Annotated in this window: 26 protein-coding genes and 1 riboswitch; of the genes, 7 read left to right on the top strand and 19 right to left on the bottom strand. The window is 41.8% G+C overall.

The features are described from left to right. Positions 1 to 1,010, bottom strand: a 1,010-nt coding sequence (locus Q0192_RS08865; protein WP_299289122.1) for a DUF6600 domain-containing protein, incomplete at its 3' end; no start/stop codon positions are given. Between the two features lie 197 nt (positions 1,011 to 1,207). On the opposite strand from Q0192_RS08865, the gene Q0192_RS08870 reads away from it, so the two are divergent. From Q0192_RS08870 to Q0192_RS08880, 3 genes are all read left to right on the top strand, one after another. Next, the gene (locus Q0192_RS08870) at positions 1,208 to 2,170 is read left to right on the top strand and encodes a 2-oxoglutarate and iron-dependent oxygenase domain-containing protein (RefSeq protein ID WP_299289124.1); all 963 of its coding nucleotides are present in this window, start codon (positions 1,208 to 1,210) and stop codon (positions 2,168 to 2,170) included. A gap of 146 nt (positions 2,171 to 2,316) precedes the next feature. Beyond that, on the top strand, positions 2,317 to 3,318 hold the full coding sequence (locus tag Q0192_RS08875; RefSeq protein WP_299289125.1) for a PDDEXK nuclease domain-containing protein: 1,002 nt from the start codon (positions 2,317 to 2,319) through the stop codon (positions 3,316 to 3,318). A 79-nt stretch (positions 3,319 to 3,397) separates the two neighbouring features. Next, positions 3,398 to 4,888 carry a glycosyltransferase family 39 protein gene (locus Q0192_RS08880; protein ID WP_299289126.1) on the top strand — a complete coding sequence of 497 codons (1,491 nt, stop codon included), beginning with the start codon at positions 3,398 to 3,400 and terminating at the stop codon, positions 4,886 to 4,888. Positions 4,889 to 4,890: 2 nt separating this feature from the next. On the opposite strand, the gene Q0192_RS08885 is transcribed toward Q0192_RS08880, so the two are convergent. The 15 genes from Q0192_RS08885 to tilS form a co-directional block, all read right to left on the bottom strand. Next, positions 4,891 to 5,340: a VOC family protein gene (locus Q0192_RS08885; protein ID WP_299289127.1), complete on the bottom strand. Its 450-nt coding sequence runs from the start codon at positions 5,338 to 5,340 to the stop codon at positions 4,891 to 4,893. Between the two features lie 37 nt (positions 5,341 to 5,377). Next, complete coding sequence (locus tag Q0192_RS08890) at positions 5,378 to 5,845, bottom strand: Rrf2 family transcriptional regulator (RefSeq protein ID WP_299289128.1); 468 nt, start codon at positions 5,843 to 5,845, stop codon at positions 5,378 to 5,380. 59 nt (positions 5,846 to 5,904) lie between these two features. Further along, positions 5,905 to 7,407: a TSUP family transporter gene (locus tag Q0192_RS08895; protein WP_299289129.1), complete on the bottom strand. Its 1,503-nt coding sequence runs from the start codon at positions 7,405 to 7,407 to the stop codon at positions 5,905 to 5,907. A gap of 13 nt (positions 7,408 to 7,420) precedes the next feature. Next, positions 7,421 to 9,532 (bottom strand): HEPN domain-containing protein, encoded by a 2,112-nt coding sequence (locus Q0192_RS08900; RefSeq protein ID WP_299289130.1) that lies wholly within the window; start codon positions 9,530 to 9,532, stop codon positions 7,421 to 7,423. A 95-nt stretch (positions 9,533 to 9,627) separates the two neighbouring features. Continuing rightward, a complete protein-coding gene (locus tag Q0192_RS08905; protein WP_299289131.1) occupies positions 9,628 to 10,824 on the bottom strand; it encodes an aminotransferase class I/II-fold pyridoxal phosphate-dependent enzyme in 1,197 nt (398 codons plus the stop codon). A gap of 5 nt (positions 10,825 to 10,829) precedes the next feature. Further along, positions 10,830 to 11,243 carry an OsmC family protein gene (locus Q0192_RS08910; RefSeq protein WP_299289132.1) on the bottom strand — a complete coding sequence of 138 codons (414 nt, stop codon included), beginning with the start codon at positions 11,241 to 11,243 and terminating at the stop codon, positions 10,830 to 10,832. A 221-nt stretch (positions 11,244 to 11,464) separates the two neighbouring features. Further along, positions 11,465 to 12,712, bottom strand: coding sequence for a GTP-binding protein (locus Q0192_RS08915; RefSeq protein WP_299289133.1), 1,248 nt, complete (start codon positions 12,710 to 12,712; stop codon positions 11,465 to 11,467). Positions 12,713 to 12,840: 128 nt separating this feature from the next. After that, on the bottom strand, positions 12,841 to 12,990 hold the full coding sequence (locus Q0192_RS08920; protein ID WP_299289134.1) for a hypothetical protein: 150 nt from the start codon (positions 12,988 to 12,990) through the stop codon (positions 12,841 to 12,843). Continuing rightward, positions 12,980 to 13,726: a DUF3667 domain-containing protein gene (locus Q0192_RS08925; protein ID WP_299289135.1), complete on the bottom strand. Its 747-nt coding sequence runs from the start codon at positions 13,724 to 13,726 to the stop codon at positions 12,980 to 12,982. The genes Q0192_RS08920 and Q0192_RS08925 overlap by 11 nt, the downstream gene beginning before the upstream one ends. Then, positions 13,720 to 13,977, bottom strand: a complete 258-nt coding sequence (locus Q0192_RS08930; protein WP_299289136.1) for a hypothetical protein — start codon at positions 13,975 to 13,977, stop codon at positions 13,720 to 13,722. Before Q0192_RS08930 ends, Q0192_RS08925 begins: the two co-directional genes overlap by 7 nt. A gap of 95 nt (positions 13,978 to 14,072) precedes the next feature. Further along, positions 14,073 to 14,966 carry a sulfate adenylyltransferase subunit CysD gene (cysD, locus tag Q0192_RS08935; RefSeq protein ID WP_299289137.1) on the bottom strand — a complete coding sequence of 298 codons (894 nt, stop codon included), beginning with the start codon at positions 14,964 to 14,966 and terminating at the stop codon, positions 14,073 to 14,075. Then, complete coding sequence (locus Q0192_RS08940) at positions 14,963 to 15,718, bottom strand: phosphoadenylyl-sulfate reductase (RefSeq protein ID WP_299289138.1); 756 nt, start codon at positions 15,716 to 15,718, stop codon at positions 14,963 to 14,965. Before Q0192_RS08940 ends, cysD begins: the two co-directional genes overlap by 4 nt. Positions 15,719 to 15,869: 151 nt before the next feature. Continuing rightward, positions 15,870 to 15,977: riboswitch (SAM riboswitch) on the bottom strand. Positions 15,978 to 16,065: 88 nt separating this feature from the next. Further along, a complete protein-coding gene (locus Q0192_RS08945) occupies positions 16,066 to 17,079 on the bottom strand; it encodes a PDDEXK nuclease domain-containing protein (RefSeq protein ID WP_299289139.1) in 1,014 nt (337 codons plus the stop codon). Between the two features lie 122 nt (positions 17,080 to 17,201). Next, positions 17,202 to 17,687 (bottom strand): hypothetical protein, encoded by a 486-nt coding sequence (locus Q0192_RS08950; RefSeq protein ID WP_299289140.1) that lies wholly within the window; start codon positions 17,685 to 17,687, stop codon positions 17,202 to 17,204. Next, positions 17,684 to 19,024 carry a tRNA lysidine(34) synthetase TilS gene (gene tilS / locus Q0192_RS08955; RefSeq protein ID WP_299289141.1) on the bottom strand — a complete coding sequence of 447 codons (1,341 nt, stop codon included), beginning with the start codon at positions 19,022 to 19,024 and terminating at the stop codon, positions 17,684 to 17,686. Before tilS ends, Q0192_RS08950 begins: the two co-directional genes overlap by 4 nt. Before the next feature lie 53 nt (positions 19,025 to 19,077). On the opposite strand from tilS, the gene Q0192_RS08960 reads away from it, so the two are divergent. From Q0192_RS08960 to Q0192_RS08970, 3 genes are all read left to right on the top strand, one after another. Further along, positions 19,078 to 20,724 (top strand): OstA-like protein, encoded by a 1,647-nt coding sequence (locus tag Q0192_RS08960; protein WP_299289142.1) that lies wholly within the window; start codon positions 19,078 to 19,080, stop codon positions 20,722 to 20,724. Between the two features lie 66 nt (positions 20,725 to 20,790). Beyond that, on the top strand, positions 20,791 to 21,264 hold the full coding sequence (locus Q0192_RS08965; RefSeq protein WP_299289143.1) for a hypothetical protein: 474 nt from the start codon (positions 20,791 to 20,793) through the stop codon (positions 21,262 to 21,264). Positions 21,265 to 21,332: 68 nt separating this feature from the next. Then, the gene (locus Q0192_RS08970) at positions 21,333 to 22,592 is read left to right on the top strand and encodes an MFS transporter (protein WP_299289144.1); all 1,260 of its coding nucleotides are present in this window, start codon (positions 21,333 to 21,335) and stop codon (positions 22,590 to 22,592) included. Here the strand turns inward: Q0192_RS08970 and Q0192_RS08975 are convergent. From Q0192_RS08975 to Q0192_RS08985, 3 genes are all read right to left on the bottom strand, one after another. Further along, a complete protein-coding gene (locus Q0192_RS08975) occupies positions 22,570 to 23,670 on the bottom strand; it encodes a spore photoproduct lyase family protein (RefSeq protein ID WP_299289145.1) in 1,101 nt (366 codons plus the stop codon). The genes Q0192_RS08970 and Q0192_RS08975 overlap by 23 nt on opposite strands. Before the next feature lie 104 nt (positions 23,671 to 23,774). Next, entirely contained in the window at positions 23,775 to 24,254 is a 480-nt protein-coding gene (locus Q0192_RS08980) for a DUF4126 family protein (RefSeq protein WP_299289146.1), read from the bottom strand. A gap of 24 nt (positions 24,255 to 24,278) precedes the next feature. After that, entirely contained in the window at positions 24,279 to 24,662 is a 384-nt protein-coding gene (locus Q0192_RS08985; RefSeq protein ID WP_299289147.1) for a response regulator, read from the bottom strand. Between the two features lie 412 nt (positions 24,663 to 25,074). Between Q0192_RS08985 and Q0192_RS08990 the strand changes: the two genes are divergently transcribed. Next, positions 25,075 to 26,661, top strand: coding sequence for a peptide chain release factor 3 (locus Q0192_RS08990; RefSeq protein ID WP_299289148.1), 1,587 nt, complete (start codon positions 25,075 to 25,077; stop codon positions 26,659 to 26,661). Positions 26,662 to 26,685: the final 24 nt, after the last annotated feature.

Genomic DNA, 26,685 nt, shown 5'->3' on the forward strand with positions numbered 1-26,685 from the left:
CCATTGCTGTTAGGGTTGTCTGTCCGGGCAGGTCGGCCATAACCATTGTTGCTATTTCCGCCATAATTTGGGTTTGCGGGATTGTTGCTTTGTACCGAACCATTTCCCTGGCTGCCCCACTGGCGCGAATTGCCAAACCTTCCATTATTGTTTGGGTTGCCGTTGTTCTGCCCATAGTTATTGTTCGTGCGGTTGCGGTTATCATCATAACTGCCACGTTGGATCACACGTGCCGGGGCAGGCCGGTTATTTCCGTAGCCGTTGGCAGCAATTTCCGGCCTGTAAATGTTGATGGTATTGTTATTGATCCTGGTTGCGCCCGGCCGGTTATTGTTGTTGATGTTGTAAACATTGATCCGGTTTCCTGCATATCGTTCAATTTCTGCCGGCCGCGGCCCGCTGATATACCTGCGGCTGCCACCGTTATAAACATTGCTGATAATGGTTGTATTGCGGATGATGACCACATTACGGCTGGACGGCAAATAATAACGGTTGATGGAAGGCGAGCACAAGTATTGCCTCGGCACAAAAACCCAATAGTTATTAGGCGCATAATAGCCGCTGCCAATAGCAACATTAATATCAATGCCGGGGCCAAGCGGAGCCCAACCATAATAATCGCCACCAGTGCGCCAGTTTACCCAAGCCGGTGCCCATTCTGTTCCGGGTATCCACTCCCAGCCGTAGTTATTATCATACCGCCACCTGCCATAGTGGAAAGCTGCCCAGCCCCAGTCATAATCAGAAACCCAGGTGTTGCCGTATTCTGTTTCTACCCAATGGCCATTGGTAGCATAAGGTTTAAAACTTTGGTCCACATCGGGTGCCCAAACATAGCCCAGTTCGGGGTCGTCAATCCATTGCCCGTAAGGCTCCAGCTCGTTATAAAAAGTTTGCATCGTTATAGTTGCGCCTGGTTGTGCCTTTGCAACAGGTATATTGAGGCAACAAATTACCGCTAAAACGAGCATAAATGCGGCTGTTGCTTTTCGAATTATATTTATCATGGTGAGGTTTATATAAGGTTGACAGGTAATATCTTATTTCGACTGATAATTAACAAAAACGTTTAATTTCCAGTCGGGTATATCAATCTGATGCTTCTTTTAGCACCATTTTTTCGGCAACAGCAAATTCGCATATTTTGTCAACACCTGCTGCAATTGCATCAGAATAAGTAATTTTAGCAGCAAATTGTTCCTGTATGAAAACGATAAATATCCCGCGTGTAGATTTAAACACCTATATCAATGGTACGGCCGAAGAGAAAAAAAGCTTTTCAAACGAAGTTGGCCAGGCTTTTAACGATACCGGTTTTATCACCGTGAGCAACCATGGTTTAAGTAAAGAACTGATTGCAAAATTATACGAACAGGTGCAAAAACTGTTTTCCCTGCCGGATGAAATCAAACTCAGTTACGAAAAACCCGAACTGGCGGGCCAGCGCGGTTACACCAGCAAAGGCCGCGAAAAAGCAAAAGACGCCAAAACGCCGGATTTAAAAGAGTTTTGGCAAATCGGACAAACAGTTACCGATGGCGACCCGGTGAAAGAATTGTACCCTGAAAATTTGGTGGTAAAAGAACTACCCGAATTTAACCCGATAACCCGCGAAGTTTACCAAAAATTAGAGCAGGCCGGCGAACATTTGCTGCGCGCCATTGCCGTTTACCTGGAACTGCCCGAAAATTATTTTGATGACAAAGTACACAACGGCAACTCTATTTTGCGCGGCATCCATTACTTCCCGATCGAAAATCCGGATGCTGTTCCTGACGATGCCGTTCGTGCCGGTGCGCATGAAGACATCAATTTAATTACTTTGTTAATTGGTGCCAGTGCCGATGGTTTGGAAGTATTGACCCGCGAAGGCGAATGGTTTCCGGTAAAAGCACACGGCGAAGATATTGTGGTAAACGTAGGCGATATGCTGCAACGATTGACCAACAACAAACTGCGTTCTACCACACACCGCGTTGTTAACCCGCCGCGCGAAATGATGAAAACTTCCCGTTATTCGGTCCCGTTTTTCTTGCACCCAAAATCAACCGTTAGTTTGGCTTGTTTGGATACTTGCATTGATAAAGCGCATCCAAAAGCTTATCCTGATGCTACTGCCGGAGAATACCTGGATGAGCGTTTGCGGGAAATTGGATTGAAGATGTAGGTTTTTGGGGTGGTAAAAGAAGTATTGGGAACAAAGTAAGAAAAAGTTTACCATAAATATTTTTATCTATAAACCTTGCATCTCAAAAATAGAAGGCTGGTCAAATAACCGGCCTTTTTATCGCCTTTACAACTAACAATAGTGTTATGAGTTTAGAAATTTTCAACAGGCAATTTCTTGACGTTATTGAACTAATTAAGGAAGCACGGATCAACGCCTTAAAATCAGTAAATGTTGAATTAATTAACCTCTATTGGAAAATCGGAGAATATATCAGTAAGCGTTTAGACAGATCGGAATGGGGGAAATCTGTAGTGCAGCAATTAGCACAATACATCGAAAAGTCTGAACCGGATTTAAAGGGGTTTTCTGATAAGAACCTTTGGCGGATGAAACAGTTTTTTGACACTTATAAAGCTGTTCCAAATATCTCGGCATTGCTGAGAGAAACCAGTTGGACAAACAACTTGATAATTTTAAGCAGGGCTAAAACTATAGAGGAGAAAGAGTTCTACTTGCGTTTGTGCAGTACTGAAAGATACAGTTCCCGGGAACTTGAAAGACAAATGAACACAGGCGTTTATGAAAGAGTGATGATGGGAAATCAGAAACTCTCGGCAGTGATGAGAGAATCTAATCCTGATATTTTTAATAAGTTTAAAGACCATTATATTTTTGAATTTTTAAACCTACCGGAAACACATAACGAAAGGCAATTGCAAAAGGCTTTAACCACAAAAATGAAAAGCTTTGTATTGGAATTAGGCAAAGATTTTTTGTTTGTGAGTGAAGAGTATAGGATTATGGTAGGAAACAGTGATTTTTTAATTGACTTGCTGTTTTATCACCGAAGCCTTCAATGTCTTGTGGCTTTTGAATTGAAAGTAGATAAATTTAAACCGGAACACTTAGGCCAGCTCAATTTTTACTTAGAAGCACTTGACCGCGATGTGAAAAAGAAAAATGAGAATCCTTCCATTGGTGTTTTGCTTTGTAAATATAAAGACAGTGAAGTTGTAGAATATGCTTTAAACAGAAACCTGTCTCCTGCTTTAGTAGCAGAATACCATATCATGCTTCCTCAAAAAGAACTGCTACAAAAAAAACTGCATGAAATATTTGAGCAGGGCCTGAAAGATGATGAGTAACGGTACTATCCTGTTATAATCTTAAAAGATAAATAAGCACTATTTAAATAATAAATTTTTAAAAAAGCAAGCGAGGGAAATGAATCAATTAAATCGCTTTTACAAGCAACATCCCTTCCTAACCATCCTGTTTGCCTTCCAACTTTTCCGTCTGCTGTTGCTGCCGTTTTTTGGGATGATGCCGCAAGATGCTTACTACGATTTTTACGGCGAACATTTGGCCTGGTCCTACTTCGACCATCCGGGCATGATTGGCTACTTGCTTCGTTTATTTACCACCATTTTCGGGAAACACGTTTTCGTCATCAAGCTGGCTGATTTTACCGTAACCAGCTTAACACTTTTTGCATTTTATAAATTGGCCGGTTGTTTTTTGTCGAAGCAAAAGCAAAATTTGGCTTTAGTGCTGGTTGGATCAACTTTCCTGATTTCCATTTTGGAAACCATTTCCACGCCTGATGTTCCGCTTTTGTTATTCTGGACGTTAAGTTTAATTGCACTTTACCATGCTGTTTTTAGGCATCAAAAATTGTACTGGTTATTGGCCGGTTTGCTGATGGGTTTGGCTTTTGACAGCAAATACACGGCCGTATTGCTGCAAATCGGTTTGATTCTGTTCCTGATCTTTTCCAACCAATATCGAAAACTGTTGCTTTCCGGTTGGTTTTGGCTGAGTTTGCTAATTTCTGTTTTGGTAACTTTTCCAGTTTTTTACTGGAATTACCAGCATCAGTTTGCATCGTTCCTGTTTCAATCGGCAAACCGTACGGGCGATATCGCCAAATTTCAACTTAAACCAAAACTCTTTTTGGGAACGATTGGCACACAACTCTTTCTGTTGCTGCCCGTCGCTTTTTTCGGATTGGTTGCACTCACTTTTAAAACCATTAAAAAAGTATTGGTTAAATGGAAATTACCAACTGACCAGGTACTGTTTTTACTATGCTTTTTTTTACCTGCGTTTTTGGGTTTCTTTTTGATCAGTCTGTTTTATTGGGTCAAAATCAATTGGATGATGCCTTCCTACATCACCGGTTTTATTTTCCTGGCGATATTCATCTCCCAAAAATCAACTAAAATAAATATTTGGATTGCAGCCATTTTGCACCTGGCTTTTGCCGTGGAAGTGATTTTTTATCCAGTACCAATTAAAAGCGATGATACTTGGTTTGGTTGGCAACAATTAGCAAAGCGTGTAGAAACCCTTCAAAAAACCTATCCAAACACCTTTATTTTTTCCACGGATGGTTATAAAACCAGTGCCGAGTTGAGCTTTTTTCTCCCACAAAAAATATACGCACAAAACGTCTTTAATCAACCTGCATTGCAGTTTGATTATGTAGGTGATAACATGCTTCTTTTAGCAGGTAAAAATGCGCTTTTTGTAGATTCGGATCCTGGTTTTAAAAACACTGCGAAGAATGGGACTATTCCTCCGGAGTTAAAAACTTATTTTAACGAAGTGCAGGAATTGGAACCCATTATTATCAAAAACGGAAATAGTAATGTGCGCAAGTTTTGGGTTTACTATTGCAAAGGTTATCGAGGGCCTACTAAAACAATTGAGTAATTTTATCCATCATAAGCTTTTTGCAAATCCGCAATCACAATCTTGTTCATTTGCATCATGGCCTGCATTACGCGTTTTGATTTTTCGGGATTTTTGTCTTGCATCAATTTGCTTAAATCCGAAGGGATAATTTGCCAGGAAACACCAAACTTGTCTTTCAACCAGCCGCAGCGCCCTTTTTCGCCGCCTTCCGAAAGCTTTTCCCACAATTCATCCACTTCCTGCTGCGTTTCGCAATCAACAAACAAAGAAATGCCTGGTGAAAAATTAAAATGCGGACCGCCGTTTAACGCATAAAAATTTTGCCCGAATAATTGAAAGGTTACCGAAAAAACCGTTTCGCCGTTTCTGTTGATGCTGGTAATTTTTGCATCTTTAAAAACAGCAACGTATAAGTTTGCAGCTTCTTCGGCCTGACTGTTAAAGGTTAGGAAGGTGGTGATTTTTTGCATGGCAGCAATTTAAATAAAAGATTAAAAATTTATAACCTCAACTCAGCAAACTATCATCTGCCACTTTCCCTTCCGCTTTGGCCAACGTATCTTCGCGTTTCACCATATCTGCAACGCTCGTATCACCTAAAATTTTTAACGTTGCATCACGTACATTGGCCATCACATCGCGGATGCCGCAGTAATGCTCGTCCACACATTCGGCACATTTTTCATAAAAGTTTAAGCTCACGCAGGGAAGTAACGCAATCGGGCCATCAATTACGCGGATGATGGCCGAAAGCTTAATTTCTTCTGCTGTTTTGAGCAGGTAATATCCGCCGCCTGCACCTTTTTTACTGCTTAAAAACCCGCCGCGCTTCAGTTCCAACAAAATGGCTTCCAAGAATTTTTTGGGCAACTGGTCGCCTTTGGCAATATCGGCAATCAGCATCGGCTTGTTTTCCGTATTCCGGGCCAATGCCATCAGGGCTTTTACGGCGTATTTTGTTTTTTTGGTAAGCAATGGAAATGGTGTTTAAATCTGGAACGACTAAACAAATGTAAAGATTTTTAGCGAGGGCGTTATTTGAAAAATATCCCCGAAACGATACGTAGCGAAACCAAAATAACAACAATGCCTACAAAAATCATGAGTGTTTTTACGGGCAGTTTATTGGAGATGCGCACGGCAATCGGCGCGGCAATCATTCCGCCCAAAACCAAACCTAAAATCACCTGGAAATGGTGCAAACCAATCAGCAAAATAAACGTAACGGCGCTGGTAAAAGCCACGCAGCCTTTAGTTAACGTTGAGGTGCCGATAGTGTAACGTACGTTTCGGCCGCCGGCAATTAATCCGGTGGTAACGATCGGTCCCCAGCCACCGCCGCCAATTGCATCAAGCAAACCGCCAATGCCAGCCAGCAAACCAATCCTTTTGATTTTTGTGGTCGAACGTGTTTTGTTTAACGCTTTACGGATAATCAGCACACCCAAAAACAGCGTATAACAACCTACCACCGGTTTTAAATACTGACTGTATTGATGCAACGAAGACAAAATGGTAGCACCGGAAACAGCACCGATAATTCCCGGGATCAACATTTTTTTAAAGAGTTTAAAGTTAACATTCCCTGATCTCCAGTGCATTAAACCGGAAGTGCCGTTGTTAAAAACTTCGGAAGCATGAACGCTGGCACTTGCCGCAGCAGGCGGAATCCCAAGAGAAAGCAGGAAAGTGGTAGAAGTTACGCCGTAAGCCATGCCGCAGGCGCCATCAATCAACGAAGCAATAAAACCGCCCAGCATGTACAGCAACAATTGCTGGTTAAATTGCGCGCTCAACCAATATCGCACATTTGAAATCCGGTCGTGGTTAAGAAAAGTAAAAAGCACATGGCCTAAAATCATCAAACTAATGGCCGATAAAATTGCAAAAGTGATGGCAACCGGACGTGTAATTTTAACTTTCGCCGGTTGCTCGTTCACCAAACCTGCCGTAATTTCATTCAATTGTTTTACTTTATCAGAGAAATCACCGTTTAGTTTTTGGCGGATTTGCGTCATGTTGGTCAGTACATCATCAATCTCTGCCGGAAAAGTCTCGTTTAAAACCTCTTTTACGCGTTTGGCAACTGTTGGCGATTTTCCGTTGGTAGAAATGGCAATTTTAAGGTTGCCTTTTTGTACGACGGAACTGAGGTAAAAATCGCAAAGCGGCGGCGTATCTGCCACGTTAACCAGCAGATTTCGCGCTTTGCACAATTCGTAAATGTGGCGGCCGGTTTGCTTATCATCAACCGCAACAATCACCAAATCCCTTTCCAAAAGATCAGTTTCCGTAAAAGCGCGTTCTTCAAAAGGAATGCTTCTTTTATCGGTATAATTTTTGATTTCCGCAGAAACCTCACGCCCAACCAGCTTCACGTTGGCATTTGGGCAATTGCCAAAAATCGCTTCCAGCTTTTCCATTGCCACATAACCACCGCCCACCAGCAAAATATTCAGCTTGTCCGGCTTTAAAAAAACCGGAAAAAGCGTGTTTACTTCCGCTGTTTTGCCAATAGCTACGCCCGCTGTGTCCATGCTTCTTTTATCACTATAATTTTAGTGTCTTTTCCGATAATTGTTCGGCGCGATAATCCGCAGCTTTCTGTTTAAACAAACGCGATTGCTCGATGTAATAAGCGGCAAACTCTTCGCCCGGTTCCTGCTGGTTGATCTGGTAAATCAAATCTTCAAAACTTAAATGCAGTTCGATTTTATTATTCGCCACAAAGTTCTGGTCGAAATCCGTGATAATGCCAGCCTGCGTGTTGGTTTTGATATTTTCTGAAATCAGCAATGCTTTTGCGGTATGAACAAAAGCCGAATAAGCGTAATAAATGGCATCGGCAAAATCTTGTGCCTTAAAAGAAGCATCGGCGTTATCCAGTTTTTCTTCGGATTCCAGCAATAAAGTGGCCACCAAATCAATCATCACGCCGGCACATTCGCCCACGCCAATTTCGGTTTTGTAGGGCGCATCTTGTTCCCAATCAATAAAATCATCAGGCGTAACGGTTTTGGTATCGCCTAAAGGGTTGAGCAAATCGTAGAAATAAATTTTGCCCTGGCGGTTGTAATATTGGTTAAAAAGCTCGCCTTCAATAGAATTGGTTTGATAATCAAACAACAAATCGCGTAGCACTTGCGGGCCACGTTTGCTTGGCACTTTGATTACTTTATCCGCCGCAACGCCTGCCCCGTTTCCGGTTGGGCCGCCGCCCAAAAGCACTTGCAAAGCCGGCGCAACCATTTTATCAATCTTCATGCTCGAACCATGGAAACCAATGCTGGCCATCGCATGTTGCGCACAGGAATTGATGCAACCGCTGATTTTTATCTTAATATCCGTATTGTAAATCAAATCCGGAAATTCGTTTTTCATCACCTTTTCCAGCTCGCGCGTGATGCCGGTACTGTTGGAAATTCCCAGGTTACAAGTATCCGTTCCGGGGCAGGAAGTAATATCGGCCATGCTTTCAAAACCGGGTTCGGCCAGGTTCAGTTTGTCCAGTTCTTCAAAAACATAAGGCAGGTTTTCTTCGCGCACAAACTTCAGCAACATGCCTTGTGTGTTGGTTAAACGGATATCATCTGCCGCTGCTGTTTTTACCAGTTCAATTAACTGGCGTGCAATTGGTGTTTTGATATCGCCGTTTTGAATGCGTAAACCGATGGCCACAAAGCCAGGTTGTTTTTGAGGAAAAACATTGGTTTTGAGCCATTGCTCATACTTTAACGGATCGGTAATTTTAGCACTAAAAATTCCTTGCTCCGGAGCAATTATTTCTTGTCCAATTGTACTGATCTCGTAAGTTTTATTCTTTAAAGCCAAACGTTCTGCTTCTGCCAAACGGATCAGTTCTTCGGCGCCAATTTCCTGCACCAAGTATTTCATCCGTGCTTTGTGACGTTTGTTGCGTTCGCCGTAACGATCGAAAACACGCAACACCGCTTCTGCAAAAGGGATAATTTGGTTAACGGGCATAAAATCGGTAACGGCATCGGCCATGTATGGCTGCGATCCCAAGCCTCCACCCAAAACCACTTTAAAACCTCTGATTTCTACACCGTTTTCGATTTTTACTTTCGGGATAAAACCCAGATCGTGCATAAATGCAAAAGCAGAATCGTCTTCGGAAGAAGAAAAAGCGATCTTAAACTTGCGGCCCATTTCCTGACAAATCGGGTTTCGCAAAAAATAAGCAAAAACCGCATGGGCGTAAGGCGAAACATCAAAAGGTTCTTTTGGGTCAATGCCGGCCATTGCCGAAGCGGTTACGTTTCGAACGGTATTGCCGCAAGCTTCGCGCAACGTAATATCGTCTTCTTCCAGTTCTGCCCACAATTGCGGCGTTCTATCTAAACTTACAAAGTGAATTTGAATATCCTGACGGGTAGTGATATGTAAATTACCAGTTGCATATTCATCCGAAACATCGCTGATCTTGCTCAATTGCTGCATTGAGACTTTGCCGTAAGGCAATTTGATGCGCACCATTTGCACGCCTTGCTGCCGCTGACCGTAAACGCCGCGCGCCAAACGCAAGCTGCGAAATTTTTCTTCATCAATCTTTCCCTCACGAAACAAACGGATTTTCTTTTCTAAATCCAGAATGTCTTTCTCAACCACAGGATTCTCTAACTCAGTTCTGAAACTTTGCATTATACTCTATAGAATTAATATACAATAGTAAACTATATTTTTTGCTGATAAAAGAAGCATTTAAGTAAATGCTTCTTTTACCACCTAATTTTACCTTAGTTTGAGGTTTCCAATTCTTCCATAACAGAAGCTTTCAGCGCCTGCTCGATATCCTGCAAAATATCGTCCACATGTTCTAAACCAATCGATAAACGGATGGTTCCCTGTTGAATACCAACTTCGTTGCGTTGTTCTTCTGTTAGTTTAGAATGCGTGCTGGAAGCAGGATGCGTGGCAATGGAACGTGTATCACCCAAATTAGCCGAAATTGAAAACAGCCTTAAAGCATCTAAAAATTTAGCTGCCCGTTCCAATCCGCCTTTTGGAATAAAAGTAATGATGCCACCGCCTTGTTTCATTTGTTTTTTGGCGATTTCGTACTGCGGATGCGAAGGCAAAAACGGATATTTTACCAGTTCCACTTCCGGATTTGCTTCCAAAGCCGTAGCTACTTTTAGCGCGCTTTCGCAGTGACGGTCCATCCGAACAGCTAAGGTTTCCAAGCTTTTACTTAAAATCCAGGAGTTGAAAGGCGATAATGACGGACCAGAATGCCGTGCAAATCCTTCAATTTCTTTAATCAGTTCGCTTCGGCCTAAAATAATGCCGCCTAAAGCACGGCCTTGTCCGTCAATAAATTTTGTGGCCGAATGGATGGACAAATCGGTTCCGTATTTAATGGGTTGTTGCAGGTAAGGCGTTGCAAAACAGTTATCTACAACCAATAACGTTTGGTGTTTTTTGGCGAAGTTGCCCAGCCATTCCAAATCAATGATATCAATTCCCGGGTTGGAAGGCGTTTCCACAAAAATCATTTTGGTGTTGGGTTGGATGGCTGCTTCCCATTGCTCCGTTTTGTCGAGATCAGCATACGTATAACTGATGCCCCATTTTGGCAAAATATTGTTAAGCAATTGGTGCGTAGAACCAAAAACCGAACGACTCGAAAGCACATGGTCGCCTTGTTTTAAAAACGTAGCAAAAGTGGTAAAAATAGCCGCCATGCCTGTTGCCGTTGCCCAACCGTCTTCGGCACCTTCCAAAACCGCCATTTTGGTGATGAATTCATCCACGTTTGGGTTGGCATAACGGCTGTAAATGTTGCCTTCCTGTTCGCCGGTAAACAGCGCGCGCATTTCTTCCGCATCGTCAAATTTGTAACTGGAAGTCATGTAAATAGGCACAGAATGCTCTTTGTACTGTGTGCGCTCTAATTGGGTGCGAACGGCTTGCGTTTCAAAATGCTGACTCATAGTATTTAGTTGAGCTTGTAAGAAAAGTTGATTTTTGCGGTTTTACTGAGGATTAAAGCGACGGAACAATATTTTTCGAAAGTGAGTTCCAAAGCGCGCTGTATTTTTGCTTCGTTTACCGCACCAAAAACATGAAATTCGATATCAATGGTTTCAAACAAAGACGGTTCCTTACCTTCAAAACGATGCCCGTTAATGCTGATTTTTAAATCTTCAATCGGTTCTTTTTGCTTTTTTAGGATAGAAATCATATCAATTGCACTGCATCCGCCTAAACCTGCTAATACTGTTTCCATCGGGCGAAATCCTTGGTTTTCTCCGCCAATTGCCGGATTTGCATCCATGTTTAATGTGTTGCCTTGCGCATTTACAGCTTCAAAATGATAAGCTTGATTTTTTCTGCTGAGGTTGATTTGCATTTCTGTTATAAGTTTTGAGTTGCAGGTTGTGGGTTTTTGCTGTTTCGTCGCTTTGTCATTTCGATCCGAAGGGAGAAATCTTTTCTAATTTCTGATGCTTCTTTTACCACCTAAAAATCAGGCTTGAAGAAAACCCCTCCTATCATCAAAATAACAAAGTGCCGCCTTTCTAACGTCGTCTGCAAATCGCTAATTGCTGACAGCTAATTGCTGACAGCTTCCTACACAATTATCCCCGCCGCTACCGTATTTTTAGTCTGTTCGTTAATTAAAATAAAAGAACCGTTGGCCTGATTTTGTTCGTAAGCATCAAAAAAAAGCGGTTGCGCAGTTTTGATTTTCACACGAGCAATATCGTTTAATTTGATGGTTTTGGTTTCCGTATCTTTCTTTAAAGTGCTGGTATGCACGATATAATCCACTTCCCGCACCATCGCTTTTATCAAATTATGGCTGTGTTCGATCAGATATTTTCCACCCTGAACCAAAAGCTGCGTGTCCATCCAACAAATATCGGCCGTAATTTCTTTATCAATTTGCGGTTGGTTTGCTGTTTTTACCAGCATATTTCCGCGGGTGATGTCCACTTCATCTTCCAGCAATAACGTAACGCAGGAATTCGTTTCGGCAATTTCTAAATCGCCATCAAACGTAACTACTTGTTTAACTTTCGATTTTTGTTGTGAAGGCAGCACCGTAACTTCCTCGCCTACCGAAAACGCACCGCTGATCACCTGGCCGGCATAACCGCGGTAATCATGAAACTCTTCGGAATGCGGACGGATTACATATTGAACAGGGAAACGTGCATCTTTCTTGTTTACATAACTGTTTACATCCACATTTTCCAAGTAATGCAGCAACGATTTCCCTTTGTACCAGGGCATATTTTCGGATTCATTTACCACATTATCGCCTTTCAAGGAAGAGATTGGGATGAACGTAATGTTTTGTTTGAAGTTAGGGAAACCTTGTGTAAACTGCAGAAATGCTTCTTTTATCGCATTAAATTTTGCCTGCTGATAATCCACCAAATCCATTTTATTTATAGCAACCACAATCTCCGGAATCTGCAATAAGTTAGCGATAAAAAAATGGCGTTGTGTTTGCTCGATCACACCTTTTCGGGCATCAATCAAAATAATAGAAAGCCTGGAATTGGATGCGCCGGTAACCATATTGCGCGTATATTCGACGTGGCCGGGCGTATCGGCAATGATAAATTTGCGGTTTGCTGTGGCAAAATAAATATGCGCCACATCAATGGTGATGCCTTGCTCGCGTTCGGCACTTAAACCGTCTGTTAGCAGCGACAAATCTAAATAATCGAAGCCTTTGCGTTTGCTGGCTGCTTCTACCGCTTCTAATTGGTCTTCGGTCAGCGAGCCGGTATCGTACAACAACCTGCCAATGAGTGTACTTTTGCCATCGTCCACACTGCCGGCGGTTGAAAATTTTAAAAGTTTCATGTTAATTTTTTGGTGATAAAAACAGTATGGTGTTTTGATACTGTTTTTATCGATGTTTTTTTATGCTGAGAAGGTCATCCCCCTAACCTCCTTCAAAGTGGGAAGCATGGCGCGGACCTTTCTACCGTTTACCGTTTTTCGGCTTGGCGATGTGGCGGATTTTTAGCACAAAAGCTCAATATAATTACTGCTGTTGAACCTTGCACAAATGTTTCAGAGAAGCACTTCAGCCGCCATATTGCCAAACCGATGTTAGCAGAAGTTTCTTTATTTTCCATATTTCATAATTCCCATGATTACTCCAGCAAGCATTGACAAAAACATATATGAAAATACAACACCCAAACTTCTAATAATCAAAGATTTTTTTGAATAGCCATAAATCGAAAAAAACTGTCTATAAAACCAAAAAGCATAAACTATTGTGAGAAGACTGATAAAACTATAAATTATAGTCAACACTTTGATATTAGTATAGAATATTGTTACTATCAAAAATAGTAGTCCAAATAATGATTCTGCAACAATTTTATATGAATTCAGAACAAAATGCTCGGTTATATTTAATCTTGATTTTCTAAACCAAATAAAACTAAAAATTGAGTAAAAAGGAATAGTTATAAGCAGTATTGTTTTAGGATTTTTCTTTGTGAATTCTTGCAATTCATTCATTGCCCCTTTACTACTTTCGGGCATTAAATCTAACAATTTAACTTGTGCATACTCACTTAAAAAATGTGAAATCCCAAGAATTAGAAGCAACAAAGTAACAAAACTGAAATAGCTAACTCTCTTTCCATTAATAAATTCTCTAATACTATGACCTGGGCTAGTAAACAATTCTTTAATTGTAAAAACAATTCCATTGTCAATGTGCCATATTCCGTGAATTAAGTCGTGTTCAACAAAATGTTTTAATGAATATCTATGTACAGTTGATTTTTGTCCGCAGTTAGGGCAAAATTTGTCTGTAATTGGATTTGTACAGTTTAGACAATTTTCAGTTGTTACCATTTTAAATTACGTTCTTTAAATAAATTTTGTAATTCTTTTACTTTTTTGTTTTTTGGGTCGTTAACCATCTTGTAAATAAAATATAAAGGAATTAATGTTAACATTCCCCAACTGTTTTTAACAAAACTGAAAACTATAACTCCTGCTAAAAACCCAATTAACAAGGCGTTTGTAATAGAAAAAGATTTCATTTTTTTTGCTTCGTCCAGCAATTCTTGGTCTGTCATTTGGGTGTATTCCTTTTGCTCCATTTGTTCGAAAATAATTGTTTGTCTATTTTGTGGTATTGGCTGTCTGAAATTTCTGCTAACTTTCGCCTTTCATCCCTTCATCTTTTAACCTTTCCCTAAAAATATCCTGCCAGCTTCCGTTTTTCCATTGCCGCTTCTGATCTTTTATCATCCATCCGCGCGCCACGTTCAGAAATACGGGAAGATTTGATTTCAGAAATAATATCGTCCAAAGTTCCGGCGGTGGAAGAAACGGCAGCGGTACAAGTCATATCGCCAACGGTGCGGAAACGTACATCTTGTGTCGAAATTTCTTCGCCATCCATATTCAAAAATTCAGAATATGGGAAAATCTGGCCATCACGAATTAAAACTTCGCGTTGATGCGTAAAATAAATGCTTGGCAGATTCAGTTTTTCCTGTTTGATGTAATTCCAAACATCCAGTTCCGTCCAGTTGCTGATTGGAAAACAACGCACATTTTCGCCATAATTGATCATGCCGTTTAAATGTCCCCACAATTCCGGCCGCTGGCGTTTCGGTTCCCAGGAACCAAACTCATCACGGACAGAGAAAATACGTTCTTTCGCACGTGCTTTTTCTTCATCACGGCGTGCACCGCCGATGCAGGCATCAAACTTAAATTCTTCAATCGTATCCAAAAGCGTTACCGTTTGCAGGCTGTTTCTGCTGGCATATTTTCCGGTTTCTTCGGTTGCTTTTTTCTGGTTGATGCTGTCCTGAACGTAACGAACGATCAGTTGTGCACCAATTTTTCCGACCAATTGATCACGGAAAGTGAGCGTTTCCGGAAAGTTATGGCCGGTATCAATATGTACTAAAGGAAACGGAAATTTGGCCGGATAAAAAGCTTTACGCGCCAGATGAACCAGCGTGATCGAATCTTTTCCGCCCGAAAAAAGCAAAGCCGGCCGCTCAAATTGCGCAGCCACTTCGCGCATAATATAAATGGATTCTTCTTCCAGTTCTTTTAAATGATTGGAACTCATGAATGTAAGTCGTTTTGTGTTAATTCTGGGTCGGTAATATCTGCTAATACTTTGGTTTGATGCAATCCGCATTCTTTTTTAGAATTTTCCCACCACCAGCGTCCGGCGCGCGGATCTTCTCCAAATTGAATCGCGCGGGTGCAAGGCGCGCAACCGATACTTAAGAAACCCTGATCGTGTAATTTATTATAAGGTGTATGGTTTTGATGAACAAAATCGGCAACGTCCTGGTCGCTCCAATACAACAGCGGATTGAATTTGATGGTTTGAAAAGCTTCGTCCCACTCAAACAGTTTAAAATTCTGCCGATTGGCCGACTGCGCCGCACGAACGCCGGTAACCCAAACCGCTGCACCTTTTAATGCTCTTTTTAACGGCTCAATTTTGCGGATGCGGCAACATTCTTTTCGGTTATCCACAGATAAATACATGCTATTGATGCCTTTTTCCTGTACAAAATTTTGGATTTCTTCGGCATCGGGATAAAAAGGGTCAATTTGCAGATCAAAAGCATTTGCCGTTGAAGACCAAACTTCGTAGGTTTCGTTAAAAAGCCGGCCAGTATCCAGCGTAAAAACTTTCATCGGAATTTTATTTTTTCCAATGACATATGTAATTACCTGGTCTTCCATTCCGAAAGAAGTTGAAAAAGAAACCTGCCCCGGAAAGCGCACTGCCACTAATTGCAATGCTTCTTTTAGCGGTATATTTTCAAATTCTTTTTCCAGTGCTGTCAATTGGGCTGCTTCCATTATGTCTATCGGTTTTGTAGGTTGTTTATTTTATTCAATCTCTGGATTATCATTTTAGTTTGTCTCAGCAAAAATTACTAAAATGAATATGACAACTCAAGCTTGAATAAACAGCCGTAAAATAAGTAGTAAAAATATTTTTTTCATCTTTAATTTATAGTTCTCCTTGCGGAGCAGGATTTGGCACCTTGCCTCAAAAATTGGAAGCGGGTTGCCAGAGGGTTACGGAGCCTGATCTCTCACCTCTTCTGTATAAACCAAACTTTTCATCGTGTGGAGTGGTGCAAATATAAAAGTTTTGGAAGGAGTAACAAACGGGAAGTTGTGGGAGGAAAGTAAAATTGGAATCATTCGTTTTTTGCGTCTGATAGTTTAAGCCTGATTTTTTCCCTTTCTATTTCTGTAATTAATTCTGCTTCGGTAGGAAGATAGGGTTTATATTTAGCAGCAAATAATGCAAGATTATCATTCATCACAGAATATTTTACTACTGTTTCGCTTTTTTCCAAGCAGAGAATTATACCAATGGCAGGGTTATCACCTTTAGGTTTCTTCAAGTCATCAAACATTCTACGGTACATATCCATCTGCCCAATATCTTGATGAGATAATTTTCCTGCTTTAAGATCAATCAAAACAAAACACTTGAGCAGGTAATTGTAAAAAACAAGATCAATATAGTAATGCTCCATTTCTGAACTAATCCTGAATTGTCTTGCTACAAAAGAAAACCCTTTGCCTAATTCTAATAAAAATTGTTGTAGGTTTTGGATCAAAGCTGTTTCTATTTCCCTCTCTGATGTGGTTATTGGTTCAGAAATATTTAAAAATTCGAAGATGTATGGGTCTTTTATAAAGTCGGTCAGATTTGATTTTTCTATTTGGCTTTCATTTGAATTATTCTGACTTTTTTGCGAAGAAATTAAGCGTTGGTAGTAAAGTGTATTAAGGTTACGTTCCAAAGTTCTTACACTCCAACCTTGCTCTGCTGCTTCTTTTAAATACCAGTTTCGAGCCTCATTATTATCAATTCTCATAATTAACCTGTTGTGGCTCCAGGTTAATTTGCTACACAGTGTGTAGCAAATCTTTTGGTTAGGATAAGTTAAATAAAATTGCCGGAAGTTACGAAGGTTAGCAGCAGAAAAACCCTTTCCAAATTCAGTAGTAAGAGCTATGGCTAATTCCTTTAAAACCTGCTCGCCATACGCTGCACGCTTCTCTCCTTCCTGTTCCTGTTCCACAATACGTTTGCCTATTTGCCAATAAGCCTGAACCATTGTAGCATTAATGGTTGCATACACTGTTTGTCGTGCCCTCGACAAAATTTCCCGTATATCCTCAATATAACTGTTAACCATTTAAAGCACTTATTTTAGCTGGATAAGTAATGTAAAACTATTTTAAGTGCAGGTTTATTTTTTAATGTTGATTAAACCTAACTCACTTTTCAACCTTGAATGCTTGAGAATATGAACTAAAATTATTTTTTTCCCATTTCCCCCAAGATCGCCCGTTCCAATTCATTCGGATACAGCGAACCGATGATATAAACCAAACCATCCCGGTCAGTTAAATGCACTGCGCAATTGCCGCCGGTGTAAAAACGGATCGTCCCTCTTTTGTGCAAATTATAAACCGGGTTGTTAAGGATGTAACGGCTATACGGTTTCTGCTCCACGTGGGTGATGCTGTTTAAATCAATCTTCACCAACTGCGTCGTCCACAAACCGTCAATCAGCACGCTTTTGTTAAGTACGCGGATGCGGAAATGCAGCATAAAACCCATGAGGATGGAAATCACCAAAATACCGAAACCAACCACCAGCAGCAAATCGCCGTTGCGTTCGCGCTCGGCCGTAAAAAAATAAATGGCAAAACAAAGGATGGCCAACGCCAAACGAATGGTGATCGGGATAAACTCGCGGCCGAGGTATTGCTTTTCGGTAAAAGCCGGTTTTGTGCTCATGGTAAAAGGTTGGACAATTCGAAGATAATAACTTTTTTGGTTTGGGCGCGCACTTTGTACCGGTCGTCCAGCCTGAAACCAGCAACCCAAATGATTTCCTGATTGCCGTTTACCAACACCGCAACTTTTGATTTTTGGTGCAAAGGCAACTTTTGGTGCACAAAAAAATCGCTTAGTTTTTGTTTGTGGTTCATCCACAGCGGGAAAAAATAATCACCGGTTTGCCAGTTGCGGATGATGAGTGGAAAGATGAGTTTTTCGGCATCAACGGAAGCTGCCAGCGGGTTGTCTTTAACGATCAAGGCCGAATCATCGTGCAAAAGCTTCAACTTAAAATCCTGGAAATGGATTTCGTTTTGGTTTTCCTGAATCTGTAATGCTTCTTTTATCGGTGTTTTTTTAGGTTGAATAATGATTTCAGTTCTATCTAAAATTAGTTGGTGCGAAGGTGATTCAAAGATTTTTCCCGGCTGTTTTTCCAACGATCCAATTAAATCACCAACCACTTGTTCGCTGAAATTAAATCCGCGCAGCAAACCAAAAAGCAATAATTTTTGTGGATGCAAGTTTACCAAATCCGAAATCTTAATCCGCAATTCCAAATTTTGCCTGATAAAAACAGTATCGCGCAAATGCTGCAACTGAGTTTCAAGCAAAGCTTCCAACTCGCGGAAACGTTCCAAATTTTGCTCAAATGTTTTTTCGAGGTTTGGGTTGAGTTCTTTCAGCTTCGGCACCACTTCCAGCCGGATTTTATTTCGGGCATATTTTGCAGAAGCGTTGGAACTGTCTTCCACAAAATCCAGTTTTTCTTTGGCACAAATTTCATCTATATTTTCTTTGGATAAAAACAGCATCGGCCTCACCAATTTTCCATTTTTCGGTAAAATTCCGTGCAGGCCGGCAATACCGGTGCCGCGTGTTAAGTTTAAAAGGATAGTTTCAACGGCATCGTTTTGGTGGTGCGCCAGGGCAATGCAATCAAAATTGTGTTCGGCACAAAGCTTTTCAAACCATTCGTAACGCAATTTCCGCGCGGCCATTTGGATGGAGATACTGTTTTTAGCGGCATAATTTTCGGTGTTAAATGCTGTTAAAAAAAATGGCACTTGCAACCGATCAGCTAAATTTGCGGTAAAATCCTGGTCGCGTTGCGATTCTTCGCCACGGAGCAAAAAATTGCAATGCGCTAGGGCAAATTTAAAGCCCGAACTTTTAAGCAGGTGCGCCAGTAAAACAGAATCTTTGCCGCCGCTTACGGCAGCCAGCACCAAATTTTGCGGGGTAAAAAGAGCATGGCGCCGGGCAAATTCCTGAAATTGTGGTACGGGCAGCATGAGGTTCAAATTTAATTGTTTTGGTTACCCGTTCAAAAATTTAATTTTGTGTTGTGCAGAAAATATTGATCACGTTTTGTTTGTTGCTGTTGGGCATTTGTAGTTTGGCGCAGCAGAAAAAAACAACTAAAGTTAATTTGGTTTCTTCCAGCAAAACTGTGCTTTCTAAAAATAGGGATTTTTTGAAAGTTTACAACGGCACTTTCCAACACGAAAACGCCACTTTGCAATCAGACAGCGCGTATTTTTATCCGCAAAAAAACGCTTTTGATGCTTTTGGCCACGTCGTTATCCATCAGGCCGATACGTTGAATATTTATTCTGATCTGCTCAATTACAACGGCAACACACATATTGCCATCCTCACCAACCATGTGATTTTGGTGGATAAAGATGCCACGCTTACCACCGATCACCTTAATTACAACACCCAAACCCGCTACGGAACTTATGTTGAAGGCGGAAAACTTATCCAAAAAGAAAACACGCTGGTAAGCCGCAACGGTTATTATTTTGCTTTTTCGCGCGATGCTTATTTTCGGTACAATGTGGTTTTAACGGGAAAAGATGCGCTGGTAAAATCAGACACAATGCGTTACAACTCCAATTCTAAAATCGCTTACTTTTACGGGCCAACGCATATCTACCAAAAAACCGACACGTTGTACACCGAATTTGGTACGTACAACACCATTACGCAGCAGGCTTTGGGCACTAAAAACAACCGTTACGACAGCGGAAGCAGAACATTGGTGGGCGATACGCTGTTCTTTGATGATCTAAAAGGTTTTGGCCGCGCCAACAACCATATTGTTTTTAACGATACCGAGCAACGCATCAACCTGCGCGGCGACCTGGCCAATTATTACAAAGCGCAGGAACGGACGGTGGTTACCAAAAACGCCTACGTGATTTTTGTAACTGAGCAGCGCGATTCGGTAAACCGCGATTCGCTAAAACATCCCGAAAAATATGCGGTAAAAGAAGCACCAGCAGCTTCTGCAAAAACTTCAAACACCAAAAATAGTACGGTAAAAACAGCATTGCCAAAAAACCAACCAGTTGCCAACACCAAAAATAGTACGGTAAAAACAGCATTGCCAAAAAATGAACCGGCAAAAAGTTCTCCGGCAAAACTGGCTTCGGCTGAAAAACCAATCCGAACGCTGGTAAAAGATACGGTGATTACGAAGCGGGATTCGATTTATATGACGGCCGACACGCTGGAAACGCAAATCCTCACTTTTAAAGCTGAAAAGGAAAGGCGCGAAAAAATGCGTTTGTATGGTTTGCGCGATACTTCCGTTAAAGCACGAACGCGGCCAAAACGACGCATCAAAGGCAAAAACGAACTGGAAGCGGTGCAGCTTGATTTGCGGAATTTGCAGGACACCACTTACCGGCACCGCGAATTTTTTGGCAAGATGATTTTGTCGAAAGTAGAAAAAAAACGTGCGCCAGACACGGCTGCTTTGCGAAAACTGCGGCTGGCACGGCAGGATTCCATCAAAAAAGCGTTGGAAAAAGACCCGGTTTATGCATCGCGGAAAGTGGTTTTGAGCGATACTTCACGCGTTCGGAATATTACGGCTTGGCACCGCGCCAAAATCTTTAAATCTGATTTGCAGGCCGTTGCAGATTCGATCACGTTTAGCAACAGCGATTCGTTGGTGAGCTTGTACATTAAACCGATTATTTGAGCGGAAGGTTCGCAGTTGACGGCGGACACAATTTTCCTTCAACTTAAGAACAAAAAACTGGACAACATGGACTTGATCCGTTCTTCTTTTGTGGTGAACACGCAAGGCGATTCGACTTATTTTAACCAGGTTTCGGGCAAAAAAATTCGTGGCATTTTCAGGAATAACAAATTGAGCACTTTGTTTGTGGATGGCAACGCCGAAAGTTTGTATTACACGTACGAGAACAACCAATTTACCAACATGAACCACTCGTTGAGCAGCAGGATCAGGATCAACCTGAAAAACAACAAACCGAGTGAAATTGTACTTTTAAGCAAGCCTGATGCTTTTATAACGCCTATTGCCCGCTTAAAAGATGACGATAAATATTTAAAAGGCTTTATCTGGAAGCCGAAAGACCGTCCGGTTTCCAAAGAATCCATCATTCCGGGCTTGGCACGAAAAGCTAAAAAAGCAGCGCCGCCGCCTAAACCAAAAACAGCGCCGCCGGTAATTGCAAAACCAGTTTTGGCCAATCAAAACCCTTTAAAAAAGTAGGATACTGTTTTTAAGGCACGAATTTTAGGGCAGTAAAAGAAGCATTGGTAAAAATTATTTTTCTTGTTATGGATTTCACGGCAGTAAGGGCATTAAAATACCCCAATTTCAGGTTGTACTTTTCGGGCCAGGCTATATCGTTGATCGGCACCTGGATGCAACGGATGGCCGTGAGCTGGCTGGTTTTCAGGCTCACCCATTCCGAACTGATGCTGGGCGTAGTGGTTTTTGCGGGGCAAATCCCGATCATGCTGCTTTCGCCTTATGGCGGCGCTTTGACTGACAGGCACAGCCGTTACAAAACTTTATTGTTTACACAAATTGCTTCCATGATCCAGGCTGGCGTACTGGCTGCGGTGGTGCTGACCGGCCACCACAATATCACGATCATCATTATTTTAAGTGTGGTTTTGGGGATCATCAACGCTTTTGATACGCCTGCCCGGCAATCGTTGATGATCAATTTGGTGGAGGACAAAAAGGATTTGCCCAATGCGATTGCTTTAAATTCCTCGATGGTTACGCTGGCCCGGTTGCTTGGCCCGGTTGCTGCCGGTTTTATTTTAAGCAGTTTTGGCGAAGGCATTTGTTTTTTGGTAAACTTCCTCAGCTTTGTGGCGGTAATTGCTTCGCTTTTGCTGATGAAAATCCCGCCGGTGCCTAAAATAATCAACAAGCAGGACATTTGGCAAGGATTGAGCGAAGGTTACACTTATTTGCAGCAACATACCGGTATTCGTTCGGTAATTTTGCTAATGGCTTGTACCAGTTTTTTCGTGATGCCTTATTCAACTTTGCTGCCGGTTTTTGCAACCAACATCTTTCATGGCAACGTTACTACTTTTAGCTGGCTAAACGCAGTATCGGGTTTGGGCGCGTTGGGTGGGGCAATTTACATGGCCACTTTAAAGCCCGGAAACAGTTTGTTGAAAGTGATTGCCTATTGCAGTGCACAGTTTGCCATCGGCCTGATTTTATTTTCGCTGACCGGTCTGTTTCCGTTGGCTTTGTGTTTTATCATGGCTGCGGAGTTTGGCATGTTATCGCAAATTGCTGCTTCAAATACGTACATCCAAACGCATGTGGACGAAAACATGCGTGGCCGCGTCATCAGTTATTATGTGATGGCTTTCCAGGGAATGGCACCGATCGGCAGTTTGCTGATTGGTTTTTTAGCGCATTATTTTGGCGCTTCTACCATTGTTTGTGCCGAAGGTATTGCCGGTGTGATTGCCGTTGTTTGCTTTATCCCGTATCTAAAAAAAGCCGGGACCGGAGATTTAAGCGATTTGCGGAAACGCGTGCTTACGTCCAATATAAAATCGTAGCTTTCGGAAAACGCCGTGCAATTTGCTGTTCAAAAAAGGATTTCAAAGCTTTCATCGTATCCTTGATGTAAACATATTTCGTCCCGCCGAACTTATTGGTTTTGGTTGCACGCGATGCTTCGTCCATTTCCAAACTCGTGTTCGGATACCATTCCATCAAAACATCTTTAGAACCCGGCGTAAAACGATGGCTGATCAACTCAAAAGTCAAATCACAAGGAAAATTCAGGTTTTGCTCCAACTGGTCGAACAAATTGCTGTAATGCAATTCCCAATCCGGTATCGGCATAATGGGCGCTAAAACCACACCGATCGGATAATTGCCGCCACCCAGTTCTTTCGGCTGCGCCAATTTTCGCAACGCTTTAATCCGGGCCGGAACAGAAGCCGTGCCGCCTTCCAAACGTTTGGCAACAGGCTCGGCATTTAAACTGATACGGAAACGGGAATGTCCGTTGTGCGGAATGTTAAGCAAAGGTTTTACGGCATCAAACTTCGTAACAAAACGCAAGTAAGAATTCTCGCGCTCGCCAAAAAACTTGATCGTCTTTTCCAATCCGCTGGTTAAATGCTCTAAACTTAAAGGATCAGTATAACAACTGGCCTCAAAAGTAACCGGCTTGTTCAAACGCTCAAACCGTTCCAGATTGTTTAGGATTGAAGGCAGATTTGCAAAAACACGAATTGCTGGCGGGCCAGACAAACTTCCCGCTAGATAACAATACTGGCAATGCGCCGGGCAGCCTTCGGCCAAATGGAACTGCCAATCCGCAGAAGGCGGAATTGGACGCAGATTGAAGGCACTTGGCGGAGCGTTTACAATAGCCAACGTGTTTTTGGCAATTTTATAAGTTTCGCGTTCGGTAGCGCCGCGCAAACCAGTAATGCGGTTGTTCTTTAACTCTTCAACCTGCAAACCCTGGCTTTTAATGCGTTCGTACATTTCCTGGCCGTAAGGTTCTTTCAAAGCATCAGGCGTAATCACTACGCGTTTAGGCATCCACAATTTGTAAGGTTTGTAATCGTCTTCGGGAGCCGATACTTCTTTTACCGTATCAAAATCTTCGCTTATTTGCATATATAAAAATACAAAAAAGCCTTGTTTCCAGAAAGAAAACAAGGCAATATGACGGTTGCTTTACACAGTAAAACAACCTAAAAATTAATAGCTAAATGCTTCTTTTACAGCATTAAATTAGCGGTGTGCAAAGCTAAAATATCTTCTAAAGTACCAATGGTCGGATCGTTTACGTCGGAAGAATGCACTACTTTTTTCCGCAGGTAATAACTGCCGTAAGTTGCGGCAACAGCAATGGTACTGCCAACTATAGCACCTGCAAAAGCATTCCCATTTCTGGATTTATAAAGTGCTGCACCGGTTAAAGCGCCAGCTAACCCGCGGCCTATTAAACCTGGTTTTTCTATACGGTCTGGCGCATCGGGCAATTTATCGCCGGCCATTTCTGCCAGTGTTAATGCCTTTAAAATAATAGCGACATATTTTTTTTGCATAAAACCTAATGGGGAACCTGTTAAAAAAGGCGAAGGCGTTTTGGCAAGATGACTGCTTAAAGCAGAAATGGAAGCCATGGTGCGCATGCCCGAAACAAGGGCCAGGCCGGTGGTTGGCCAAAAACGTTTTAATGGTTTAGGTTTGTTCATTTTTTGTAATGCTGTTTGTTGTTGCTACGCTTGCCCTGTTGGAGAATGCGGCGTAGAAACCTGGTTTACAATATTTTCCAGTTCTTCCAAATCAAATGGTTTGGCCAGAAAAGAATCGGCACCGGCTTGTTTTGCCAAAGATTTTATATCGTTGTTGGCCGAAAAATAAATCACCGGGATATGCTTCAAATGCTCCTGTTGTTTGATGGCCTGCGTGGCAACAATGCCGCCCGAATCCGGGATCCAGTTATCCATAAAAATCACTTCCGGCATTATACTTTCTACTTTTTCAATTACATTGTTGCAGTTTGAAAATGTACTAACTTCCCAACCTTGTTCTTCCAAAATATAAGTACAAATCGCCAGGATATCTTCATCGTCATCAAAAATCAATACTTTCTTAGGCATGTTATTATCTGTCATTATAATTCTTCATTAGAAATAGCTTATTGCAATTCATTTTTTGTTTTTTACGTACGCTGTTTCTAAACGGATTATTTTTTTTCAACTAAACGAAAATTTCCCGCGCTACTAATTAATTTTTTTTTGTTTCAGAACGGCCAACTTTGTTTTGTGAACAGCATTTTCTTTAAAATGTTTAAATGCCGCAACTAATAATTCCGCGTAAAATAATTGTCGAATGCTTCTTTTACCACTTAAAAATGAACAAAGGTTTCAGCCATTTTCAATCCCCGAACAATTATTTATCTTTGCGGCACATGAAGCAATTGCTTAACAACCTGTTTTCCTGCTGCTTCTGTTCACCAAAAATTTTAAAAACAGCAACCCAACTGCCCGTATTTGTGCAGCTTAACGATATATGGATTACCCCGAAATAGAAAAAAGAAAAACCTTTGCCATTATCAGCCACCCCGATGCCGGTAAAACCACGTTGACCGAAAAATTTTTACTGTTTGGCGGTGCCATCAACACGGCCGGAACAGTAAAACGCAACAAAGCCAACCAAAGCAATACTTCGGATTTTATGGAAATCGAAAAACAGCGCGGTATTTCGGTGGCTACGTCTGTAATGGGTTTTGAATATAACGGCAAGCGCATCAATATTTTAGATACGCCCGGCCACAAGGATTTTGCCGAAGACACTTATCGGACCTTATCAGCAGTTGATAGTGTGATTTTGGTGGTGGACAGCGTAAAAGGCGTGGAAGAGCAAACCGAAAAACTAATGGGCGTTTGCCGGATGCGCAACACACCGGTAATTATTTTTATCAATAAAATGGACCGCGAAGGTAAAGACGCTTTTGATTTGCTGGACGAAATCGAGAAAAAACTGAGCCTGAGCTTGTGCCCGCTAAGCTGGCCAATTGGTCAGGGTTATACTTTTAAAGGCGTTTACAATATTTATGAAAAACAGCTGAATTTGTTTCAGCCGGATAAATCCAAAGTAACAAAACCAATTATTCAGGCCGATAATTTGGATGATGAGTCGTTGACAGAATTTCTTCAACCTAAAGAAATAAACGGCTTGAAAGACGATTTGGAACTGATCAACGGCGTTTACGGCAAGCTGGACAAGGAATTGTATTTAGACGGCTTGCTGGCGCCGGTGTTTTTTGGCAGCGCCGTTAATAATTTTGGCATCCGCGAATTGCTGGATACGTTCATCAATATTGCACCAAGTCCGAAAAGCCGCGAAGCGATAGAACGGGAAGTTTTGGCTACGGAGAAACCTTTTTCGGGTTTTGTGTTTAAAATCCACGCCAACTTAGATCCAAACCACCGCGACCGGATTGCTTTTTTACGAATTTGCTCGGGGAAATTTGAGCGAAACAAATTTTATTACCACACCCGTTTAGGTAAAAAATTGAAGTTTAGCAACCCGATGGATTTTATGGCCAATGAAAAAAGTCTGGTAGAAGAAGCATGGCCCGGCGACGTGGTTGGTTTGTACGACAGCGGCAACTTTAAAATTGGCGATACCTTGACCGAAGGCGAAAAACTGCAGTTTAAAGGCATCCCAAGTTTCTCGCCGGAGATTTTTAAGGAAGTGGAAAATGCCGACCCGATGAAAACCAAGCAGTTGGAAAAAGGCATCCAGCAATTAACCGAAGAAGGCGTGGCGCAATTGTTTACGCAGCAACCCGGCAACCGCAAAATTGTTGGCACTGTTGGCGAGTTGCAGTTTGAAGTCATCAGTTTCCGTTTGGAGCATGAATATGGGGCGAAATGTCATTTCCGTCCGCTTACTTTCCGCCGTTCCAGTTGGCTCACTTCTACCGATAAAAAGAAAATGGAAGAGATTATGTACCGCAAGCAACACCAGATTGGAACGGACAAAGACGGTAACACGGTTTTTCTGGCGGATAATGATTACATGATCAATTTGGCCAAACGCGATTTCCCAGAGATTGAATTTCATACGACATCGGAGTTTACTAAAAATTAGTGGTAAAAGAAGTATGAGGTGTAT

The organism is uncultured Mucilaginibacter sp., from assembly GCF_937859865.1.
Classification (GTDB): Bacteria; Bacteroidota; Bacteroidia; order Sphingobacteriales; family Sphingobacteriaceae; genus Mucilaginibacter_A.

What these genes read in the sequence shown, in the direction of transcription:
- Q0192_RS08870 (WP_299289124.1), top strand. Translation starts at nt 1,208, where the DNA reads ATGAAAACGATAAATATCCCGCGTGTAGATTTAAACACCTATATCAAT.
- Q0192_RS08875 (WP_299289125.1), top strand. Translation starts at nt 2,317, where the DNA reads ATGAGTTTAGAAATTTTCAACAGGCAATTTCTTGACGTTATTGAACTA.
- Q0192_RS08880 (WP_299289126.1), top strand. Translation starts at nt 3,398, where the DNA reads ATGAATCAATTAAATCGCTTTTACAAGCAACATCCCTTCCTAACCATC.
- Q0192_RS08885 (WP_299289127.1), bottom strand. Translation starts at nt 5,340, where the DNA reads ATGCAAAAAATCACCACCTTCCTAACCTTTAACAGTCAGGCCGAAGAA.
- Q0192_RS08895 (WP_299289129.1), bottom strand. Translation starts at nt 7,407, where the DNA reads ATGGACACAGCGGGCGTAGCTATTGGCAAAACAGCGGAAGTAAACACG.
- Q0192_RS08900 (WP_299289130.1), bottom strand. Translation starts at nt 9,532, where the DNA reads ATGCAAAGTTTCAGAACTGAGTTAGAGAATCCTGTGGTTGAGAAAGAC.
- Q0192_RS08905 (WP_299289131.1), bottom strand. Translation starts at nt 10,824, where the DNA reads ATGAGTCAGCATTTTGAAACGCAAGCCGTTCGCACCCAATTAGAGCGC.
- Q0192_RS08910 (WP_299289132.1), bottom strand. Translation starts at nt 11,243, where the DNA reads ATGCAAATCAACCTCAGCAGAAAAAATCAAGCTTATCATTTTGAAGCT.
- Q0192_RS08915 (WP_299289133.1), bottom strand. Translation starts at nt 12,712, where the DNA reads ATGAAACTTTTAAAATTTTCAACCGCCGGCAGTGTGGACGATGGCAAA.
- Q0192_RS08920 (WP_299289134.1), bottom strand. Translation starts at nt 12,990, where the DNA reads ATGGAAAATAAAGAAACTTCTGCTAACATCGGTTTGGCAATATGGCGG.
- Q0192_RS08925 (WP_299289135.1), bottom strand. Translation starts at nt 13,726, where the DNA reads ATGGTAACAACTGAAAATTGTCTAAACTGTACAAATCCAATTACAGAC.
- Q0192_RS08930 (WP_299289136.1), bottom strand. Translation starts at nt 13,977, where the DNA reads ATGGAGCAAAAGGAATACACCCAAATGACAGACCAAGAATTGCTGGAC.
- cysD (WP_299289137.1), bottom strand. Translation starts at nt 14,966, where the DNA reads ATGAGTTCCAATCATTTAAAAGAACTGGAAGAAGAATCCATTTATATT.
- Q0192_RS08940 (WP_299289138.1), bottom strand. Translation starts at nt 15,718, where the DNA reads ATGGAAGCAGCCCAATTGACAGCACTGGAAAAAGAATTTGAAAATATA.
- Q0192_RS08945 (WP_299289139.1), bottom strand. Translation starts at nt 17,079, where the DNA reads ATGGTTAACAGTTATATTGAGGATATACGGGAAATTTTGTCGAGGGCA.
- Q0192_RS08950 (WP_299289140.1), bottom strand. Translation starts at nt 17,687, where the DNA reads ATGAGCACAAAACCGGCTTTTACCGAAAAGCAATACCTCGGCCGCGAG.
- tilS (WP_299289141.1), bottom strand. Translation starts at nt 19,024, where the DNA reads ATGCTGCCCGTACCACAATTTCAGGAATTTGCCCGGCGCCATGCTCTT.
- Q0192_RS08965 (WP_299289143.1), top strand. Translation starts at nt 20,791, where the DNA reads ATGGACTTGATCCGTTCTTCTTTTGTGGTGAACACGCAAGGCGATTCG.
- Q0192_RS08970 (WP_299289144.1), top strand. Translation starts at nt 21,333, where the DNA reads ATGGATTTCACGGCAGTAAGGGCATTAAAATACCCCAATTTCAGGTTG.
- Q0192_RS08975 (WP_299289145.1), bottom strand. Translation starts at nt 23,670, where the DNA reads ATGCAAATAAGCGAAGATTTTGATACGGTAAAAGAAGTATCGGCTCCC.
- Q0192_RS08980 (WP_299289146.1), bottom strand. Translation starts at nt 24,254, where the DNA reads ATGAACAAACCTAAACCATTAAAACGTTTTTGGCCAACCACCGGCCTG.
- Q0192_RS08985 (WP_299289147.1), bottom strand. Translation starts at nt 24,662, where the DNA reads ATGCCTAAGAAAGTATTGATTTTTGATGACGATGAAGATATCCTGGCG.
- Q0192_RS08990 (WP_299289148.1), top strand. Translation starts at nt 25,075, where the DNA reads ATGGATTACCCCGAAATAGAAAAAAGAAAAACCTTTGCCATTATCAGC.